20 protein-coding genes are annotated in these 18,076 nt (G+C 44.7%); 11 read left to right on the forward strand and 9 right to left on the reverse strand.

Annotated features, from left to right (window positions below; all coding sequences use genetic code 11):
* Positions 1 to 81 precede the first annotated feature (81 nt).
* Positions 82 to 354: a PGPGW domain-containing protein gene (locus tag NE536_RS20155; RefSeq protein WP_220777557.1), complete on the reverse strand. Its 273-nt coding sequence runs from the start codon at positions 352 to 354 to the stop codon at positions 82 to 84.
* Positions 355 to 633: 279 nt separating this feature from the next.
* On the opposite strand from NE536_RS20155, the gene NE536_RS20160 reads away from it, so the two are divergent.
* From NE536_RS20160 to NE536_RS20170, 3 genes are all read left to right on the forward strand, one after another.
* Positions 634 to 1,380 (forward strand): substrate-binding periplasmic protein, encoded by a 747-nt coding sequence (locus NE536_RS20160; RefSeq protein ID WP_261273821.1) that lies wholly within the window; start codon positions 634 to 636, stop codon positions 1,378 to 1,380.
* 161 nt (positions 1,381 to 1,541) lie between these two features.
* Positions 1,542 to 2,582: a M14 family zinc carboxypeptidase gene (locus NE536_RS20165; protein ID WP_261273822.1), complete on the forward strand. Its 1,041-nt coding sequence runs from the start codon at positions 1,542 to 1,544 to the stop codon at positions 2,580 to 2,582.
* The gene (locus NE536_RS20170; protein ID WP_261273823.1) at positions 2,579 to 3,484 is read left to right on the forward strand and encodes an alpha/beta fold hydrolase; all 906 of its coding nucleotides are present in this window, start codon (positions 2,579 to 2,581) and stop codon (positions 3,482 to 3,484) included. Before NE536_RS20165 ends, NE536_RS20170 begins: the two co-directional genes overlap by 4 nt.
* A 35-nt stretch (positions 3,485 to 3,519) precedes the next feature.
* On the opposite strand, the gene NE536_RS20175 is transcribed toward NE536_RS20170, so the two are convergent.
* Complete coding sequence (locus tag NE536_RS20175; protein ID WP_261273824.1) at positions 3,520 to 3,927, reverse strand: YccF domain-containing protein; 408 nt, start codon at positions 3,925 to 3,927, stop codon at positions 3,520 to 3,522.
* Between the two features lie 286 nt (positions 3,928 to 4,213).
* Here NE536_RS20175 and NE536_RS20180 point away from each other — a divergent pair, with 286 nt between their 5' ends.
* The 4 genes from NE536_RS20180 to NE536_RS20195 all read left to right on the forward strand — a co-directional run bounded on the left by NE536_RS20180 (position 4,214) and on the right by NE536_RS20195 (position 8,656).
* Positions 4,214 to 5,209, forward strand: a complete 996-nt coding sequence (locus tag NE536_RS20180) for a pyridoxal-phosphate dependent enzyme (RefSeq protein WP_261273825.1) — start codon at positions 4,214 to 4,216, stop codon at positions 5,207 to 5,209.
* Positions 5,210 to 5,270: 61 nt separating this feature from the next.
* Positions 5,271 to 5,984 (forward strand): NrtR DNA-binding winged helix domain-containing protein, encoded by a 714-nt coding sequence (locus tag NE536_RS20185; RefSeq protein WP_261273826.1) that lies wholly within the window; start codon positions 5,271 to 5,273, stop codon positions 5,982 to 5,984.
* Positions 5,985 to 6,267: 283 nt separating this feature from the next.
* Complete coding sequence (gene prs / locus NE536_RS20190) at positions 6,268 to 7,173, forward strand: ribose-phosphate diphosphokinase (protein ID WP_261273827.1); 906 nt, start codon at positions 6,268 to 6,270, stop codon at positions 7,171 to 7,173.
* Positions 7,174 to 7,183: 10 nt separating this feature from the next.
* The gene (locus NE536_RS20195; RefSeq protein ID WP_261273828.1) at positions 7,184 to 8,656 is read left to right on the forward strand and encodes a nicotinate phosphoribosyltransferase; all 1,473 of its coding nucleotides are present in this window, start codon (positions 7,184 to 7,186) and stop codon (positions 8,654 to 8,656) included.
* Positions 8,657 to 8,833: 177 nt separating this feature from the next.
* On the opposite strand, the gene NE536_RS20200 is transcribed toward NE536_RS20195, so the two are convergent.
* The 5 genes from NE536_RS20200 to NE536_RS20220 form a co-directional block, all read right to left on the reverse strand.
* Positions 8,834 to 9,094 carry a hypothetical protein gene (locus NE536_RS20200; protein WP_261273829.1) on the reverse strand — a complete coding sequence of 87 codons (261 nt, stop codon included), beginning with the start codon at positions 9,092 to 9,094 and terminating at the stop codon, positions 8,834 to 8,836.
* Between the two features lie 300 nt (positions 9,095 to 9,394).
* On the reverse strand, positions 9,395 to 9,568 hold the full coding sequence (locus tag NE536_RS20205; RefSeq protein ID WP_006082106.1) for a hypothetical protein: 174 nt from the start codon (positions 9,566 to 9,568) through the stop codon (positions 9,395 to 9,397).
* 819 nt (positions 9,569 to 10,387) lie between these two features.
* Entirely contained in the window at positions 10,388 to 11,110 is a 723-nt protein-coding gene (locus NE536_RS20210; RefSeq protein ID WP_261273830.1) for a ChrR family anti-sigma-E factor, read from the reverse strand.
* Entirely contained in the window at positions 11,103 to 11,765 is a 663-nt protein-coding gene (locus NE536_RS20215) for a sigma-70 family RNA polymerase sigma factor (RefSeq protein ID WP_006086176.1), read from the reverse strand. Before NE536_RS20215 ends, NE536_RS20210 begins: the two co-directional genes overlap by 8 nt.
* Before the next feature lie 145 nt (positions 11,766 to 11,910).
* Positions 11,911 to 12,462: an LON peptidase substrate-binding domain-containing protein gene (locus tag NE536_RS20220; RefSeq protein ID WP_259520168.1), complete on the reverse strand. Its 552-nt coding sequence runs from the start codon at positions 12,460 to 12,462 to the stop codon at positions 11,911 to 11,913.
* A gap of 100 nt (positions 12,463 to 12,562) precedes the next feature.
* On the opposite strand from NE536_RS20220, the gene NE536_RS20225 reads away from it, so the two are divergent.
* Complete coding sequence (locus NE536_RS20225) at positions 12,563 to 13,177, forward strand: class I SAM-dependent methyltransferase (protein ID WP_259529135.1); 615 nt, start codon at positions 12,563 to 12,565, stop codon at positions 13,175 to 13,177.
* A 193-nt stretch (positions 13,178 to 13,370) separates the two neighbouring features.
* Complete coding sequence (locus NE536_RS20230) at positions 13,371 to 14,315, forward strand: chemotaxis protein CheV (protein ID WP_261273831.1); 945 nt, start codon at positions 13,371 to 13,373, stop codon at positions 14,313 to 14,315.
* A 197-nt stretch (positions 14,316 to 14,512) separates the two neighbouring features.
* Here NE536_RS20230 and NE536_RS20235 read toward each other — a convergent pair whose 3' ends face one another.
* Both NE536_RS20235 and NE536_RS20240 read right to left on the reverse strand, forming a co-directional pair.
* Positions 14,513 to 15,154, reverse strand: coding sequence for a hypothetical protein (locus tag NE536_RS20235; RefSeq protein WP_261273832.1), 642 nt, complete (start codon positions 15,152 to 15,154; stop codon positions 14,513 to 14,515).
* Positions 15,155 to 15,205: 51 nt separating this feature from the next.
* The gene (locus NE536_RS20240) at positions 15,206 to 15,565 is read right to left on the reverse strand and encodes a DUF2750 domain-containing protein (protein WP_106650826.1); all 360 of its coding nucleotides are present in this window, start codon (positions 15,563 to 15,565) and stop codon (positions 15,206 to 15,208) included.
* 430 nt (positions 15,566 to 15,995) lie between these two features.
* Between NE536_RS20240 and NE536_RS20245 the strand changes: the two genes are divergently transcribed.
* Entirely contained in the window at positions 15,996 to 17,318 is a 1,323-nt protein-coding gene (locus NE536_RS20245) for a lytic murein transglycosylase (RefSeq protein WP_261273833.1), read from the forward strand.
* A gap of 138 nt (positions 17,319 to 17,456) precedes the next feature.
* Positions 17,457 to 17,945, forward strand: coding sequence for an FKBP-type peptidyl-prolyl cis-trans isomerase (locus NE536_RS20250; RefSeq protein WP_063883053.1), 489 nt, complete (start codon positions 17,457 to 17,459; stop codon positions 17,943 to 17,945).
* Positions 17,946 to 18,076: the final 131 nt, after the last annotated feature.

The raw sequence follows: 18,076 nt of genomic DNA on the forward strand, positions 1-18,076 counted from the left end.
TGCTTTTTTGACTTCAAGCCGTGCAATGCGGCTTGAATTTTATTCAGTCTATAGATGCCGTTTAACCCACAAGTGAACGAGTTAACGGAAGAGTCGACGAGTCATGCCATCAAGCCAAGCCGCACTTTGAGTTAACTTTCTCTGACTACGACGCAGCGCCAGCTTTGCCCACGCATATTGTGTGCTGAGCAGCGCCAACCCTAAGATGATCAAGAGTAAACCTGGGCCGGGTAAGAGTAAAAAGACCAGCCCGAGTAAGGTTAAAGCTGCGCCAACCACAGTAATCCCTGCTTGAGTTATTGCGCCTTTTGCATGGGAGGAAGTCGCGCGATTGAAAACGGAAACTTTGCGCATAGGAGTTGGCCTTATGGAGAGTTAATCGAATCAAGCTTTACTATTTACTATCAGTTGAGTACTGACTGTATATCAGTTTTCAGTCTAATCCTTTGCTTATTTTTTGGCATCTTATGTCATTAGCCGAATTGTAACAAAACTTCACTTCCCCGCAGTGGCTTCATGGCTATACTAAAACTAGAGATAAAGTATCAGCGATAAAATCTTGGCAGATAAATTTAATGCTTAATTTGTCGATGATTTAGTGGTTAATCCAAGCAGCAGGCTAAGGAGTCTTAAATGGTTCGATGGCGGTCAATGCTCCTTGCATGTTGTCTTTCCTCCATGGGATTGAGCACAGCGAAAGCGGATACCTTAATGCTGACATCCTTACTTTGGCCGCCTTATTCGGGGCAGCAGTTAGCAGAGCAGGGCGCGAGTATTGCCGTAGCGCGGGCGGCGCTCAAAGTGATGGGGCACCAATTAGAAGTGGATTTTTACCCATGGAGCCGCGCAGTAAAGCTCGCCAGTATGCCTAATTCTGACTATCTGGGTTATTTCCCTGAATATTACTTTGAGACTGAAAAGTTTGTTTTTTCTAAATCGATTGGCGACGGTCCTTTGGGGCTGGTGGAGCAAAAAGCCCATCCTGTGAGTTGGAATTATGTCGAAGATCTGAATCGCTATACCTTAGGCGTAGTGAAAGATTATGTGAATACTCAGACTTTAGATCGCATGATTGCTACAGGCGTTCAACCGATTGAAGCCGTCACTTCAGACGAGCACAATATTAAGAAAGTAGCCGCAGGCCGTATTGATGCCGCGGTAATCGATGTCAACGTGCTGCACTTTTTACTGAAGCAAAAGCCCTTGCAGCCGCTGGCGGATAAATTGCAAATTAACCGTCAAATCCTAGCGAATAAGCAGCTTTATATTGCGTTTCGCAATACCGAAGAAGGTCAACGTTGGCGAGATATTTTCGATCAAGGTTTGGCACAAATTGACGTCGAAACCATCATTGGAGAGCTATTGTATCGTGAAGACTAATGCATGATTTAGGTTAGTGTGCTCTCTAATTTTCCCTCTATTTTCAGCCTATTTCTCTTAAAATCACATCAGATATACCACTTGTCATCATTCTGTCTTTGTTCACTATTAGCATCACCTTAACGGTATGAGTTGCTCTCTCATTTTTTGATTAAGGTGACATGAATAAACTTCCCTTTGAGCTACCATTTGAGTTAGATACGCTGCAACAACTCATTGATACTCATCATCTTAAGTTGCAGTATCACATTCTTGCCGACATCCCATTTCGTCACGAACATTTTCCGCTCTACAGTGTTGAACTGGGCGGAGGAGATAAGCCCTGTCCGACAGTACTCTTTGTGGGCGGCGTGCATGGGGTTGAACGTATTGGCTCTCAAGTCATCTTGGCATTGTTGAACAGTTTGTTGCAGCGGCTGGTGTGGGATAAACACCTACAGCAGATGTTAACGGGCGTGCGGTTAGCTTTTGTCCCAGTGGTGAATCCCGTTGGCTTATTTATGGGAACGCGAGGTAATGGCAATCAAGTGGATTTGATGCGTAACGCCCCGATAGAAGCCAGCGAAAAAGTCTCCTTTATGGTGGGAGGGCAGCGGATATCATCACGGCTGCCCTGGTATCGCGGCATGGAGGGAATGGAGCTTGAAACCGCTGGCTTAGTTGCCTACGTACAGCAATTGCTGAACCGCAGCACCAGTTTAATTTCCCTCGATGCGCACTCAGGCTTTGGCTTGAATGATCATATCTGGTTCCCCTACGCCCATACGCGTACCGCTTTCGAAAATGCCAATTATATTTTTCATCTAAAACAATTATTTGAACAAAGTTATCCGCATCATGGCCATTACCGGCTTGCGCCGCAGAGCCAGTTCTATCGCACCCATGGGGATATTTGGGATTACCTCTATCGCCAACATCAAGTGGCCGATCCCCATGCTCAGGTACCGTTTCTGCCGTTGACATTAGAGATGGGGTCCTGGGCTTGGATAAAGAAAAACCCAAGGCAAATATTTAATTTTGCAGGTTTTTTTAATCCGCAGAAAACACATCGTCACCACAGAATTTTACGCAGGCACACAGTGCTGATGCAATTTATGATGGAAGCGGCCTACGCCCAATCGTTAGAGCAGTTAACGCCTGAACGTTTGGCTGAACTCACTGAGTGCGCGCGGCAGTATTGGTATCGGGAGCCACAGTCATGACAACTTGGGTGTTACTGCGGGGATTAATGCGTGATCAACGCCACTGGCATGGCTTCGATCAACGACTGCGACATAAAGGATTGCGAGTACTGACCCCAGATTTGCCGGGCAATGGGATGTTATCCAATAAGGCCAGTCCACTGAAGATTACCGATTATGCCCATGCCGTGTGGTTGCAATTGGATGAGCAGGTGCAAGAAGGCGAGACTATTTATCTTCTCGGTTTGTCTATGGGCGGTATGTTGGCGCTGGAAATGGCGCACCAGCGGCCTTGGCAGATAAGGCATGTTTTTGTATTAAACAGCAGTGCGGCGAATTTATCGCCTTGGTATCAAAGATTTAATCCACTGAATGCATTGAAGGCGTTTTGCTTGCGGGCTCGGGGTAAAGCCTTACATCCCATCGAGTCGACGATAGTGCGTTTAACCAGTTTTCGCCATCGGCGAGATTGCGATTTAATTGCCGAGTGGAGTGAATTTCGCCGCGAATCCTCGCCAACTATCCGTAACGCCTGGCGGCAACTGTGGGCGGCTTTTCAATATCAGTGTCCATTGACCGTGGAAGTACCAATAAGTGTGCTTTGCGGTGACCGTGATGCGTTGGTGAGCATGGCATCGAGTAAAGCTTTAGCGCAGCACTTTCACACGGATTTGATTGTATTAGCTTATTGCGGCCATGATGCGGCCATTGATGCCCCTGCAAAACTGGCACATTACCTGTTAGCGATTGCGACGCCGACTAAGCCGCAAACTGAGGTTCAAGAGGATGATGAACCTGCCCATGCTCAATATGTCCATACTCAATATAGTTGCAATGATTTACTGGAGGAGGAAATGGCCTTCAATGAGGCGATATTTTCAGTATGGGATGACAAAGCGCTATCCACTCATGAAACCAAATAATCGAGAGTGAATAGCGCAGTTAACTGATTGGCTTATTAAGCTTTAGCCACTACGGTTTGCCCTATCGGTGTTAGGCTGAATAACGCCAACTTAAGGTGCTGTATTCCAAAGGGAATACCGATAATTGTTACAAAACAGGCTAAGGCATGAGCTAGGTGGCCTATGGCTAACCAGATCCCAAACAGCAAAAACCAAATGATATTTCCCACCATGCCTAGGGCACCTGTGCCTAAATCGTCACGTCCGGTCAAGTGGCGACGGTTGATTTGTTCTTGGCCAAATGGCCAGAAGGTCATTTCACCGATAACAAAGCAGGCGCGGCCAAAGGGAATACCAATAATGCTGATAAAACACAGGATACCAGCGAGCCACCAAGCGAGTCCCATCACAAATCCACCGAGCACAAACCAAGCGATGTTGAATATTAAGCGTAATACTGCCATTGAAAACTCCTTAGGTTACTTTTTTAGCCTTTATCGTTAGCTGTAATGAATGCCGTTAGCTTTGATAAACTGAATATATGTCAATGACTAAGCGAGAAACGTGCCAATTTTTTAACACCGGTAAATCAATTGCTTACGGGTATTGTTCAAAACTGTATTTGTGATTTTCACTACATCTTCGCTAAATTGCTAATTTCTTAGGGGCAGATGAGCAAAGGCGGAGTTACACTAGCCATTCCATTAAAATGGCTTAAAAGCCCGAGTATTTAATCGTTTGAGTAGCCTCATGTTTGCAAATTCCCCCGTCGATATTTTTGCCTTTGCTGGTCGAGAAATATTTCTAAAACGTGATGATTTATTGCATCCAGCGTTTAGCGGCAATAAAGCGCGTAAATTCGGCTATTTTTTAGATCATGAGTTTGCCGGCATCAACAAGGTGATAGGTCATGGCTCACCCTTAGCGAACTCTTTGTATTCCCTATCAACATTGGCCAAGATGAAAGGCTGGCAGTGTGACTTTTATGTTGACCATATTGCCAGTCAAATAGTTAAACATCCCACGGGCAATTATGCTGCCGCCTTAGCAAATAGCGCCAATATTATCGACTTAAGTGTGTTAATAGCGCAAAAGCAGACGTTAACTCATGCGCAAGTCGACAATGTGGGATTGAGTTGCCAAGAGTATATCGAGGCTCAAGTGCTCGCGAATGAACCGACGGCACTGTTTATCCCAGAGGGCGGTCGCTGTTCCTACGCTGAATACGGGGTAAATGTATTGGCGCAAGAAATAGTGCAATTTGCGCAGGCGAATGATTTAGTCGATTTAACGGTATTTTTACCGTCGGGAACGGGGACGACGGCGTTATTTTTGAATCAGTACTTTATTCGTCAGCAAACGGCGATTCGCGTCGCGACTTGCGCCGTGGTGGGGGGCGATGATTATTTACGTTTACAATTCTCTATGCTTAATCCAAACACTCTCGAGCATCCACAGATAGTGAATGTCGGCAAAAAATATCACTTTGGTAAACTTTATCCGGAATTTTATGCCATGTGGCAGCGGATTTGCGCCTCAGGTATTCAATTTGAATTACTCTACGATCCCTTAGGTTTTATTGTGCTTGAGGATTATTTACAGCGTAGTGAACCAGGTCATGTGATGTATTTGCATCAAGGCGGATTATTGGGGAACGAGACTATGTTGCCGCGTTATCAGCGTAAATTTGGCCAAAGTAGCTATGCTCACGGTGCAGGATATTTACTTAGTGACGCTAAGACATAATGTGTTTGAAGCTGTGTCATGCCTAAGTTAAGCTTATGATATTGAATGATGGGGAATACTCATGACTGAAGCGGAATATCTTGCCAATTACGATCCTAAGGCTTTCAAGGCTCAGCTACTGACAGTGGATGCCGTATTGTTTACCTACCATGATCAGCAGCTTAAAGTACTCTTAGTGCAACGTTCAAACCATCCTTTTTTAGGTTTGTGGGGATTACCCGGAGGCTTTATCGATGAAAATTGCGATCAATCCTTAGAACAAACCGTATTACGTAAACTGCATGAGAAAACCGCGGTAGTGCCACCTTATATTGAGCAGCTTTGCACTGTGGGTAATAGCTGTCGCGATGTGAGAGGTTGGTCGGTGACAGTGTGTTACACCGCCTTGATGAGTTATCAAGCCTGCCAAATCCAGATTGATTCAGTGAGTGATGCTAAGTGGTGGCCATTAGAGGATGTGTTAAAGATGACCTTAGCGTTTGATCATCTGCAGTTAATTGAGCAAGCGCGGGAACGCTTAACACAGAAAGCCTTATATTCTTTAGTGCCAGGCTTTGCACTGTCTGAACCTTTTACCTTGCCAGAACTGCAGCATGTACATGAAGTTTTACTGGGTAAGCCTATCCAAGGTAAATCTTTTCGTCGGCGGGTTGAACAGGCCGATTTATTGATCGATACCGGATTAAAGCGCACTGAACGGGGGCGTCCTGCGAATTTATACCGCTTGAAACCCGATACCGCATCGTACCGATTCTTAAGAAATTTAGAATGTTGATCAAAGTCGTTGCAGATTGAAACGCGTTTTCATGGGGCTAATGACAACTGCTTATGTTTTAGATTTTGATATTACTCAACAGCTTTTTTCCTATTCAGTTACCTAAATTGCATATAGTGTCTAAAGGACACTATATGCAATTTAGGTATATCAATGGCTTTTATTTCGTCATAAATAGTCTAAAAATCAACTTTACATAATAATGTCTTTAAGACACTATTGGTTCTGTAGACAACAAGGGCGCCGTTAATTGCGGTAATCTTGCCATAGACAGGAGGTTAGTATGTCTCAACGTATTCAAGCATCTAAAAGCATTCAAGCGTATCAAGGCACAGTTAACACTCAACAACTGCAAGCCGATTTTTATCAGTTACCCGCAGCTAGTGATGAGGCTCATTACCGTTTATTTCAATTTGGCGCGGGGGAGAATCATGTTCAACTGCTGGTTCCTCCAGCGAAACGCGTCACACTTTTCTTCGGCTATCGTGGCGATCATTCCATCATGCAGCTCTTGCTGTTAACTGATGCATTACGCCGCAGCGGTGCAGAGCAAATCGATCTGTTACTGCCTTATATGCCGGGCGCCCGCCAAGATAGAGTGTGTAATGTGGGTGAGGCCTTATCGGTAAAAGTCTATGCCAGCCTGATTAATCAGCAGCAATATGCTTCAGTCAGCATTTTTGACCCGCACAGCGATGTCACCGCCGCATTGTTAGACCGAGTGCAAGTTATTGACAACCATAGCTTTGTCGCCGCGATTGCAGCTCAATTATCGGGTGAGCTAGTGTTAGTCTCGCCCGATGCAGGGGCGAATAAGAAAGTATTCGGCTTAGCGAAAGCGTTACAGGGAATGCCGGTGATCAGGGCCGATAAGCATCGTGATGTGGTCAATGGTCATATTATCGCTACCGAAGTGTTCTGTGATGATTTATCGGGTAAAACCTGCTTAATCGTCGATGACATTTGTGCTGGTGGCAGAACCTTTATCGAACTTGCCATCAAGTTAAAGCAAAAGGGGGCCCAAAGCGTCATTTTGATCGTGTCACATTATGAAGATAAGGCCAGCGAATCGGCTCTGCGCGAGGTGGGCATCGACAGATTATTTTGTACCGATAGTTTAGGTGTCCCTGCACATATTTCGAGCGAGTTCTGTGATTGCCATGCTGTTTTGAGTTATATGAATCATTAAGGAAAATATTATGTACTTGAATCCCGTTACCGCCATTGATGGTTACAAAGTCGACCACCGTCGTCAGTATCCCGATAATACTCAAGTGATTTTTAGTAACTTGACCGCCCGTAAATCCCGTCGTGGTTATACAGACCAAATGGTGTTTTTTGGCTTGCAGTATTTTATCAAGCATTTCTTGATCGACAGTTGGAACCGTGATTTCTTTCAACAACCCAAAGATCAGGTCATTCGCCAATTCTCCCGCCGTATCAATAACTATCTCGGGCCAAATAATGTCGGTACTCAGCATATTGAGGAGTTGCATAATTTAGGTTATTTACCAATAAAAATCATGGCATTACCTGAAGGCTCAGTGTATCCACTAAAAGTGCCTTGCTTGGTTTTGTACAATACCGATGAGCGGTTCTTTTGGTTGACCAATTACCTCGAAACCATCCTTTCCGCGAATGTGTGGGGTATGTGTACCAGTGCTACAACCGCGCTGCAATACCGCAAAATATTTGAGACTTACGCGCTAGAAACCGATGGTGACATCGCATTTGTTGATTGGCAGGGCCATGATTTTAGTTTCCGCGGCATGTATGGTGCAGAGGCTGCGGTAATGAGCGGCGCCGCCCATTTACTCAGTTTTACGGGTACAGATACCATTCCCGCGATTGATTTTCTTGAGCAATATTACCGTGCAGATAGTGATCATGAACTTGTCGGTGGCAGTGTGGCCGCAACGGAGCACAGTGTGATGTGTGCGGGTGGTATGGAGAATGAATTAGAGACGTTCCGCCGTCTGATTGAAGATATTTATCCTAGCGGCATTGTCAGTATCGTTTCTGATTCTTGGGATTTTTGGCAGGTGATGACAGAGTTCACCGTTGCCTTAAAAGACCGTATTCTTGCGCGTGAGGGCAAAGTGGTGTTTAGGCCTGATACGGGTTGTCCGGTGAAGATCATTTGTGGTGATCCACAAGCAGCTGTGGGGAGCCCTGAGTATAAAGGCGCTATCGAGTGTTTGTGGGATGTCTTTGGGGGCAGCACAACTGCCAAAGGTTACAAATTACTCGATAGCCATGTCGGGCTGATTTATGGCGATTCAATCACCATTGAGCGGGCTGAAGCCATTTGTGCCGGCTTAAAGGCCAAAGGTTTTGCGTCAACCAATATTGTGTTTGGGATTGGCAGTTTTACCTATCAACACGTGACCCGAGATACCGACGGTTACGCGGTGAAAGCGACCTTTGCGAAAGTTGATGGTAAAGACAGAGAAATATTTAAAGATCCTAAAACCGATGACGGTACTAAAAAATCAGCTAAGGGACTGGTTGCGGTGTTTAAAGATGAGCAAGGGCAATTTTATCTTAAAGATCAAGCGAGCTGGCAAGATGTTAACAATTGCGAGTTTGTCCCCGTATTTGCCGATGGTGAACTCTTAACTGAATATTCTTTGGCAGATATTCGCGCAAGGTTGGCAGAGTCCAGACGTTGAGCCTATAGAGTTGTAATTTTTAACGGCTATAGACAATAGCTAAGATAAAACTGGCAATGTGATTTCTATCAGGATCATATTGTCAGTTCAGTTCAGTTCAGTTCAGTTCAGTTATGAATTTATGTTCAGTCGTATAAGTAAAACGCCCCATCAATAGTTAAATGCAAATACAAGCGATTAAGGCAGCAACTGGTTTCGCTTAAGGATTTTATAGGTACGTTGGCCTATCTTTTCGAGGTTTTTTAAATCTTTTAGGCTGGGTATCGCATCTGAATATTGCCAATAGCTGATTTCTGCATCGAGCATTTCAAGCATTTTTTTCGAACAACCTAAACATTGTCCCTGGCACAATTGTGCTTCCGCTAGATTGAGCGGAATTGTCGCTTTGATCTGGCTTATCAAGCTTTGCATGGCGATTTGGGTATTGGGTTTTGACATAGATGAGGTACGTAACAGTATTCATGGGGATGAATATTAGCGGATGCTGTAGTGGAAGTAGGTGATCTAAGCTGGATTTGACTCATTTGGTTCGGCAGGTATCTGTGTGAGAGAGATACAGCCTGAACCAAATGTGTTCGTCATGATGACGTAAAAAAGGATAGCGTGTTCGTGACATTCGGCTATCAGTTTACTTAAGTGTTCGGTACTGCGAAGAGAATGGAAACCGATTAAATACACTTGAGCAAACGGGGTATTACAGTACTTATTTCTAACTTATCGTCTAATTTATTTTTTGACTTATTTGTTTGCGGACAATAACCATTTCATAAAGCTGATGGCTTCTGTACGTTTTGAAAAAGTCTGTCTGTTTTTACCTTGACGATCGGTAAAAGCAATTGAGGTTTTATTTACTGAGATTGAATCTACAGGGAAGTTCACTGTAATTTCATGTCCATTAATTTTGTATGACATATGCCACACTCCTTTTTGTTAATTCACCCATAGGTGAGATAGTTGTAACTATAAAATATCCTTAGCAATTTGCGAAAGATTCGTTCTATTGAGTATCGAGGTTACCCCATCTTTGATTCATTAATCAAGAGATGCTTAATCGATAAATAATACATGCTGTCGATTATGCCAATGGACTAACTTGATTCTGCCAGTTGACCATAGCTTAATGACAATACTATGACAGTGTGGAGAACAGTAAGTTCACAGACATAAGCACATGATTTTAGTGGTATCGAATGCTTGAGCTTATGGGGTTTTGCTTGTAGTAGGCTTTCTTTATGAGGACCGAACTCTGATTGCTAATAGTCAGGCTGGTTTAAAAAGGTAAACAACAAGGTGTTTCTCAAAACGACGTGCAGTATATCAATAAAAATAGCTTATGCAAGTTTAATTTTTATTCAATGTGATTATTTGTTGATTGATGTTGAGTTAACGTGAATTGTTTCTGGCTATTCATTTGATTTAAAGAGTGAAGCTTAGCATGGAACATGTCCTTATCTTGTATTTAGCTGCAATGCTGAGTGTCCCTATTGCGGCTTTTTAGGCGAATAGGATGTGGCTACTGCTAGCCAATTGAATTAAAAATTCTAGTAAACTGAATAAAAAACTCACGCAAATAGAATAAAAAATCCCACTGAAATAGGTTATTTCAATGGGATTAATGGCTTATTTCGTAACTGAAAATTTAGTAACTGAAGATTCAGTAACTGAAAGTTTAGTAACGGACTCATTTAAAAAACGGAGTAAATAAGTCATGTTAAAGCACTGGCTACAGGCTTAATAAATCAGTTCACCTATGGGATTAAGCAGCTTGCTTAGGCCTTTGGTAAAATGCAGCGGCGCATCTAACACTGTGTAGCATAAGCAACCGTCAACGGTTTTAGGTGAGTGGTGATGTTGGCTATCGAGCACAATAAAATCACCTGGCACATAGTCACCGTTAAGATCCGAAAACGCTCCCGCTAACAATAGGGTTAATTCATAGCCCTTATGGGTATGTTGGGGGATTTCACCTTGCGCATCTATGTGTAACAAGCTCGCGCGGGTGTTCATTTCATCGACATCAAAACGCATACGACTGACTTTGCCTAATATTTGCCAAGGACGGGCCAAATGCTGGCGAAATACCGACGGCACTGTGTAATGCTGTTGTTTTACTTGAACATCCAGAGGAGCATTATTAGGTACATCCGTCGCCGCAGGCTGAGCCATGATTTGCGCCAGCATAGCGTCAATATCCATCACTGGTACATTAGTAGCTTGAGTGTGTTCAGCATTAATATGCGCAGTGTGAATCGACTCTTGGTGTGTATGCTTTTCAGCATGAGCGCCATCTGGATTTAATGCCGAATTGGCAGCTTGCTCGGTTAATAGGGCTAGTTGCTCACGACACGTCTCACATAATGCGCAATGCGCTGATACTGCAATGGCCATCGATAAAGGTAAGACCCCATTCGCATGGCTCACGAGTAATTCTTGTTGGGGATGATGCTTAATCATTGTGTGTCTCCAAGAAACTTTTCAACTTTTCTAGCCCGAGTCTTAATCGTGACTTTATGGTGCCTATTGGCACCTTGAGGGCATCGGCTAGCTCTTGTTGAGTGAGTTCTTGCATGTAGATACCTTGCACGACTTGTCGTTGCGCGAGGGGAAGGGCATCAAGATGTTGGAGGAGTTTCGCCGTCAATTTATGATCAGTGAGTGTGTCTTGAGCCATGGTCGCATCGCACAGCGGCCAAATATCATCGCCAAAGGTATCTTCTTTATTGTGTTGTACTCGTCTCAGCATATCGAAACACTGATTACGCATTATGGTAAATACCCAAGTCGTCACTGAGCCTTTCTCTGCATTGTACAGATGGGCCTTAGTCCACACGCTGGTCATGGTTTCTTGAACTAAATCCATGGCTAAGCCTTGTTGATTCAGTCTTTGTAAACCAAAGGCGCGGATCTTGGGCATAAAATGCTGGAATAAATGCCCAAAGGCGGCTCTGTCTCGTTTGTCTGCTACTTGTAGCATAAACGTGATCAAAGTATCCGCTTGAGGCTCGCAGGTTTTGAGAGCGGGAATGTCGTTATCCATAGCCGAATGAGTCAGAGACGTGATAGGGCCATGATACCGATTTTGCCTGCTTTGTGATTGAATATTTTCCATTATTTTCGCTCTTATCCCAGTCGTTAGTGCTGAGTTTGAGATCAGTAACGACAAAATTGAGAGGCTTGTTTCACTTCTGAGCCCAGTTTTACTTTCAAACTTACAATCAATACGGAGTGGCTTAAATAAAGGATCATTCACAGGATTATTTTATTACGGCCCGCAATAGATCTCGGGTCATAATATGATCTAAGGTATTAATGCAGTTGTACTTTTCAGAGGCTTGCACGGGCAATATTTCTAGCCAGCGTTGGCAGACCCAAGCAATGTCTTCAAACTGTTCCGCTTGGTAGTGCTTGAGATGTTGCGGATATTCCTTGAGGATATTTTGTAACATTTGGCTCAAGTAACGCTCATCGGTCGCAATACGTGTCGCAGGCCAGTTGTCGATAAAGCTAACATCGCCGCGCTTTAAGCCATCGTCTTCGACACTGATTTCATTAACTTTAAAGCGCTTTGAACCTTGAATGCTGATCCCTAATAGTCCATCGGGTAGGGTTTCAAAATCAATAATATGCACTAAGGTGCCTATGGGCTGAATGGTTTTGCCATCCTCTTCGAGCATACATGAGCCAAAGCCTTCGCCTGACTTTAACGATTCGGCGACTAAACGCTTATATCTAGGTTCAAATACCCGCAGTTGTGTGTAACCTTCGGGCAATAAACAAATGGGTAGTGGAAAAAGAGGTAATTTCATCGTGGCCTCTGGTGAACTTATGTTCCTATCATTACGTACCATAGTGACAGTTCGATCAGTAAAATTATCAACAATAGTTTACCCATATTTAGAGGATGGCATGAAATTAAATCCATTTGAGAAAAAGCTCGTTCAGCATCCAATACGTTTTTGGCTACAAAATCATGTCGAAGCGCCTTTGCTTACGTCTATGATGCCTAAACCTATGGCTCGCTGCGAGCGCGCATTAGAAATCGGTTGTGGGTTTGGTAATGGTATTCAGTTGATCCGCGAGCATTTTGGCGCAGGACATATCACGGCCGTGGATATCGACCCTGAAATGGTCGCAGCGGCGCAATCTCGCTGGCAAGCTCGGCCACAGGGCTTGAAAGGGTTGAGTTTCTCGGTTGCCGACGCCTCTCGTCTTCCCTTTGCCGATGGCGAGTTCGATATGGTGTTTGATTTTGCTGTATTCCACCATATTCCAGATTGGCAGGCGGCCATCAAGGACGTTGCAAGGGTACTGAAACCAAACGGTTACTTTGTGATAGAGGATCTATATCGCGCTGCGATTTGTAATCCACTGAGTCGACGCCTGTTTGAGCATCCACAGCAAAATCGCTTTAATCACCGCGAGTTGTTACTTGTGTTGCGTCAAGCGGGGTTTGAGATTGTCTGCGACAGAAATGCCTTGGATCTTGCGGGCATGGTGCTTGCCCAGAAAGTGCAGCGTTAGGTGGCAGTGTCGCTGACCTAAATTGAATATGCGTTTTGAATGGGTTGAATATTCGCGCTTTTGCGAGAGTGGTTGTAATTTTTAGATAAAATAGACTCTCGGCATGGTTCTTCATGGGAGTTTACCGCTATAATTTGAGCTAATCCGTCGCATGTGAGGAAAGGATTTTCCTCAAGAGTAGAGAAGCAGCATTATGGCAAACGTACTTGCAACCGTAGATCAGCGTACCAAACTCGTGGGTGAGAACCGCCTCGAGTTGTTGCTCTTTAGTATTAATTCCACGCAGTTATTTGCCATCAACGTCTTTAAAGTTAAAGAAGTGGTCAAGCTTCCTCCCCTTAATGCTATGCCGGGTAGTCATCCGCATATTTATGGTGTTGCCAATATTCGCGGTATTTCTATCCCTGTGATTGATTTACGTTCGGCGATTGGGTTTAAATCTTTACCGCCGGATGATGATGCTAATATGATCATCACGGAGTATAACCGCAGCGTGCAGGGCTTCTTAGTCGGTAAGGTTGAGCACATTATCAACATGACATGGAGCGATATCATGCCGCCGCCGAAAACGGCAGGGCGCAATAATTATTTGACGGCAATTACCCGCATCGAGCACCAAGGCAAATCGCAATTAGTGTCGATTATCGATGTAGAGAAAGTGCTAGCTGAGATTATTCACTACGATATTAGGCTTTCTGAAGGTGTGCTCGATGAAACCTTAGTCCATGAAATGCCAGGCAGAAAAATCTTGATCGTGGACGATTCATCGACCGCAAGGCGTCAAGTGCGTGAAACCTTAAGCCAACTAGGTATAGAAATCATTGAAGCCTCGGATGGCTTGCAGGCGCTGACGTTATTACAGAAATGGCGTGATGAAGGTAAGCAAGTATCTAAAGAATTACTGATGATGATTACCGATGCCGAAATGCCCGAGATGGACGGCTACAAACTGACCTCTGAAGTTCGTGGTGATAAAGCTATGTCAGATCTATATATTACCTTGAATACTTCACTGAGCGGCAGTTTCAACCATGCCATGGTTGAGAAGGTCGGTTGTGATAAGTTCATTTCTAAATTCCAGCCGGATTTACTCGTGGAAGTGGTACAAGAAAGATTAAGACAAGTGATCAATCACTAAGCATCTTGAGATTTTCCCTATCGGTGATTGGTCTTGTGTTGGTCATCGGTAGGCTCAGCGCTTTTAATAACCGCTTTTAAGGACTGTTTTTAGATGTGGCTTGTTAATATCTGCCTTTGAATATCAGCCATTCAATCGTCACCTTTCCATCGCTTTTGTTTAAATCCTACCAAATTACCTTTTTATTTAACGCTTGATTACAATGCTAATTCGGCCTCAACATCTTGTAACACTTGGCGTTTCATTTCTTTGGCGGCGGCAATATGGATGCGGGCGAGTCGTAGGGCGTAGTTGAATCTTGCTCGGCCGACGAGGCGCACCAGTTCGGCAAAAAACTGTGGATCTAAGGTGAATTGCGTCGAGTAGTACTGGATTGCAGCATTAACTGAGTTAAAGGTCACGCCATCAAATTCGAAACCTGCGTTATAACCTTGGTCGTCAATTTCTTCGCCTTCTAATACCAGTGGCCAGCCGGGTGCGTTGATACGGTCGCGGGCAATCTGGTACATCATCCAAGCACTTTTCTTAAAGCCTTCAAACACTTTGCAGGAAAATTCAGACTCGGCCAGTTCTTCTTCGGTCCAATTAATCCCTATCGCGAGGTGTTTTGCGTAAATGCGCATCAGTGCATCTTTGACGGCCATACGACAATCCCAAATTGAACTTAGGGTATGTTGTTTGGCTAATCGCAAACATTCACTGCAGGCGGGCACAGCTAATGAAGGATGTGGTGTATGTGTGTGGGCAATATATTCGAAGTGTTGATTGCTCGGCTCGCCGCAAAACCAACAAGTATGGCGTTGGTCGAAGGGAATATCGATGAGCGGAATTGCAGACATCAAGGAATGAGTACCTCAGTCCTTGATGTCATCAATGGCATATTGAAGGGATTAAACTTCTTCAACATCAACCAAATCTTTTGCTAAAACAATTGGATCAAGCTCAAGGCAATCTTCATCAGTCTGCCAATCGACACCGATCAACACACCATCGTCGTTGAGATCAGACACCCAATATTCCAGAAATTCATCTAGTGAAATCGCAACGGGTTGGTAGTCGTGCCATTCGTCGCTGCAATGGGATTTTGCAGTGGCTTCACTTGACCACAATGGCATCACATCTGTGTCTTCAAATTCTGAAGAGTCACAAACGACCCAGCCTTCGCCAGTTTCATCCATTAGACCCCAAAGCGTCTGATGTTGTTTTACATTTTCGATAAAGCCAGCCAAAGCCGCATTGATTTCAGTCATGATAGGTCTCTTTGATGTGTGCTGTTAACTTACCCATTATACGGTAACATGCTGCGATACCAAGGGATTCTTTGTTAAGATTTTTCTTGTGTTGGATAACTGAGCAATAAGCCTGTGCCACAAGGTATTTATGGCGATAAGGATTGTGTTACGTGGCGCTATGGGTCAGGATTATTGGCAATGAAAAGCCTTGATGCAGTGTGCTTTGCTGACCAAGTGTGATTCAGATAGAGGCTTTCCATGGGGGAGAAACATGTCTTCTATGCCATTGGCCGTTAAAGGTTTTTTGTAATAGAACCGTTAACTCGTTATGCCAAGGCGAATATCCCTCTAGGGCAATGCCTTCTCGAAGAAGGAAGATTGTCGTGTTTAGCCACAGCAGTGTGAATACTTTGTCATTGTTGTGAAATCAAATATTGGAGTTGTTGATTTGATTAAAATTAAAGGGTTAACTTATCTGTTTGCGAGTATTGCCGCCTGTGTCAGCTTGAGTGCCTGTTCAAGCGTGCCAGCGGCTAGTGCCAGTTCCAACACTAGCGCAACTGCTAACGCAGTCAGTAGCAACGCCAGTGGCATAGCTGCTGAAGCCAATCAAATGTCTGATATTAATGCTAGCGTACAAGTAAATGCCGAGGCATTTCCGAGTTGTGTGGCTGGGCTACAAGCGCGGGCACGCTCTGAAGGGCAGTCAGAGGCGATGATTAACTCGACCATTGCAAATTTGAAATTTGTGCCGCGGGTGATTGAGCTTGATCAGCAACAACCCGAATTCAGCCAGACTTTCGATAATTATTTCAGTAAGCGCGCCACTGAATGGCGCGTTAATGAAGGCCGTCGCTTACTGAAAAAACACAGCGTTTTACTCAATCAACTAGCTAAAGAATATGGCGTGCCGCCACAATATATCTTGTCTTTTTGGGGGCTTGAAACTAATTACGGTTCCTATAAAGGCAAGATGTCGGTATTGAATTCGCTCGCGACTTTGGCCTGTGAGCCACGCCGTAGCAATTATTTCACCATAGAACTGATGCAAGCCTTAAAGCTGAAAGAAAAGTATCAGTTTGATGATGACACTATGGTGGGATCATGGGCTGGCGCCATGGGACACACGCAATTTATGCCGTCGGCCTATGCCAAATATGCCGTCGACGGTGACGGTGATGGTAAAGCCGATTTATGGAATAGCACCACTGACGCGCTGACTTCCGCCGCGAACTTTTTACAGCACTTAGGCTGGCAGCGAAATGAACGTTGGGGCCGTGAAGTTTTATTGCCAAAGGATTTTAGTTACAGCTATTTAGGTGCAAAGCAGCCCTTGGCCTTATCTGAGTGGGCTGCGCTCAATGTCACGCAAGCGAATGGTCAACCTTTGCCCGCCGTGGATATTCAAGCCGCGTTGTATTTGCCAGCAGGCCATACGGGGCCTGCCTTTTTAGGTTATGAAAACTTTAACGTGATTATGCGTTGGAATCGTTCTGAGTATTATGCCATCACAGTTGGGCATCTTGCCGATCGCATTAATGGGGGGTTACCTTTGACAGTGAGCCCGCCAGAACAGCCACGCTTAAGTCGCGAGCAAGTTAAGCAATTGCAAGCCAAACTGAACGAGGCTGGATTTGATGTGGGTAAGCCTGATGGCGTGTTAGGGCGTAACTCTGTGGCAGGGCTGCAAGCCTTTCAACGGAGCAAACAGATGATTGCCGATGGTTTCCCAAGCCCAGAGGTGTTTAGCGCTTTAGGACTATCACTGTAGTCACTGTAGTCACTGTAGCCAAAGAGCGCTCATTGCGGGTTTTGAGCGCTTTTAGGCCGGATAAAAAAGTGGAGTGAAAAGCGCAGTTTTGTTAAGCTCGGCCCACAATTGAAATCGAAGAAAATCAAAGGATATTCGATGAGCATTAAAGACGATATGGTTGTGCAGTTTAACTACACACTGCGTGATGAGAAAGGCGAAGTGATTGAGACGAACGAAGGTCGCGATCCGATTGCCTATTTACACGGTCATGACAACATGATGCCAGGCGTTGAAAACGCGATCAATGGTAAAGCCATAGGTGAAAAGTTCACTGTGACTTTGCCTGCTGCCGAAACCTACGGTGAGCGCGTAGCGGATGCTGATGCGCACCAACGTGTGTCGGTTAAGCATTTATTGGGCGCGACTGTGTGGAAACCGGGTATGACGGCTGTGGTCAATACTGACCAAGGTCAACGCCAAGTGACTATCGTTAAAGTGGGTAAGTTTATGGCGACTGTGGATGTAAACCATCCATTAGCCGGCCGTGAACTGACCTTTGATATCGAAGTCGTGGGTGCCCGTGACGCGAGTGATGAAGAAATCGCCCATGGTCACGCCCATGGCGCCGGTGGTCATCACCACTAATCTTTAGGCTTCGAACTGGGCTTCTATCTGACTTAATGTGAGTGGAGTATCAGTTCAGAATAAGTTGAATGAGTCGAGGCAGAAGATTGAATAGCAAAAGCCCAAACCTAGGTTTGGGCTTTTTTGTTTTA

This window comes from Shewanella septentrionalis, assembly GCF_025370265.1.
Lineage (GTDB): Bacteria > Pseudomonadota > Gammaproteobacteria > Enterobacterales > Shewanellaceae > Shewanella > Shewanella hafniensis.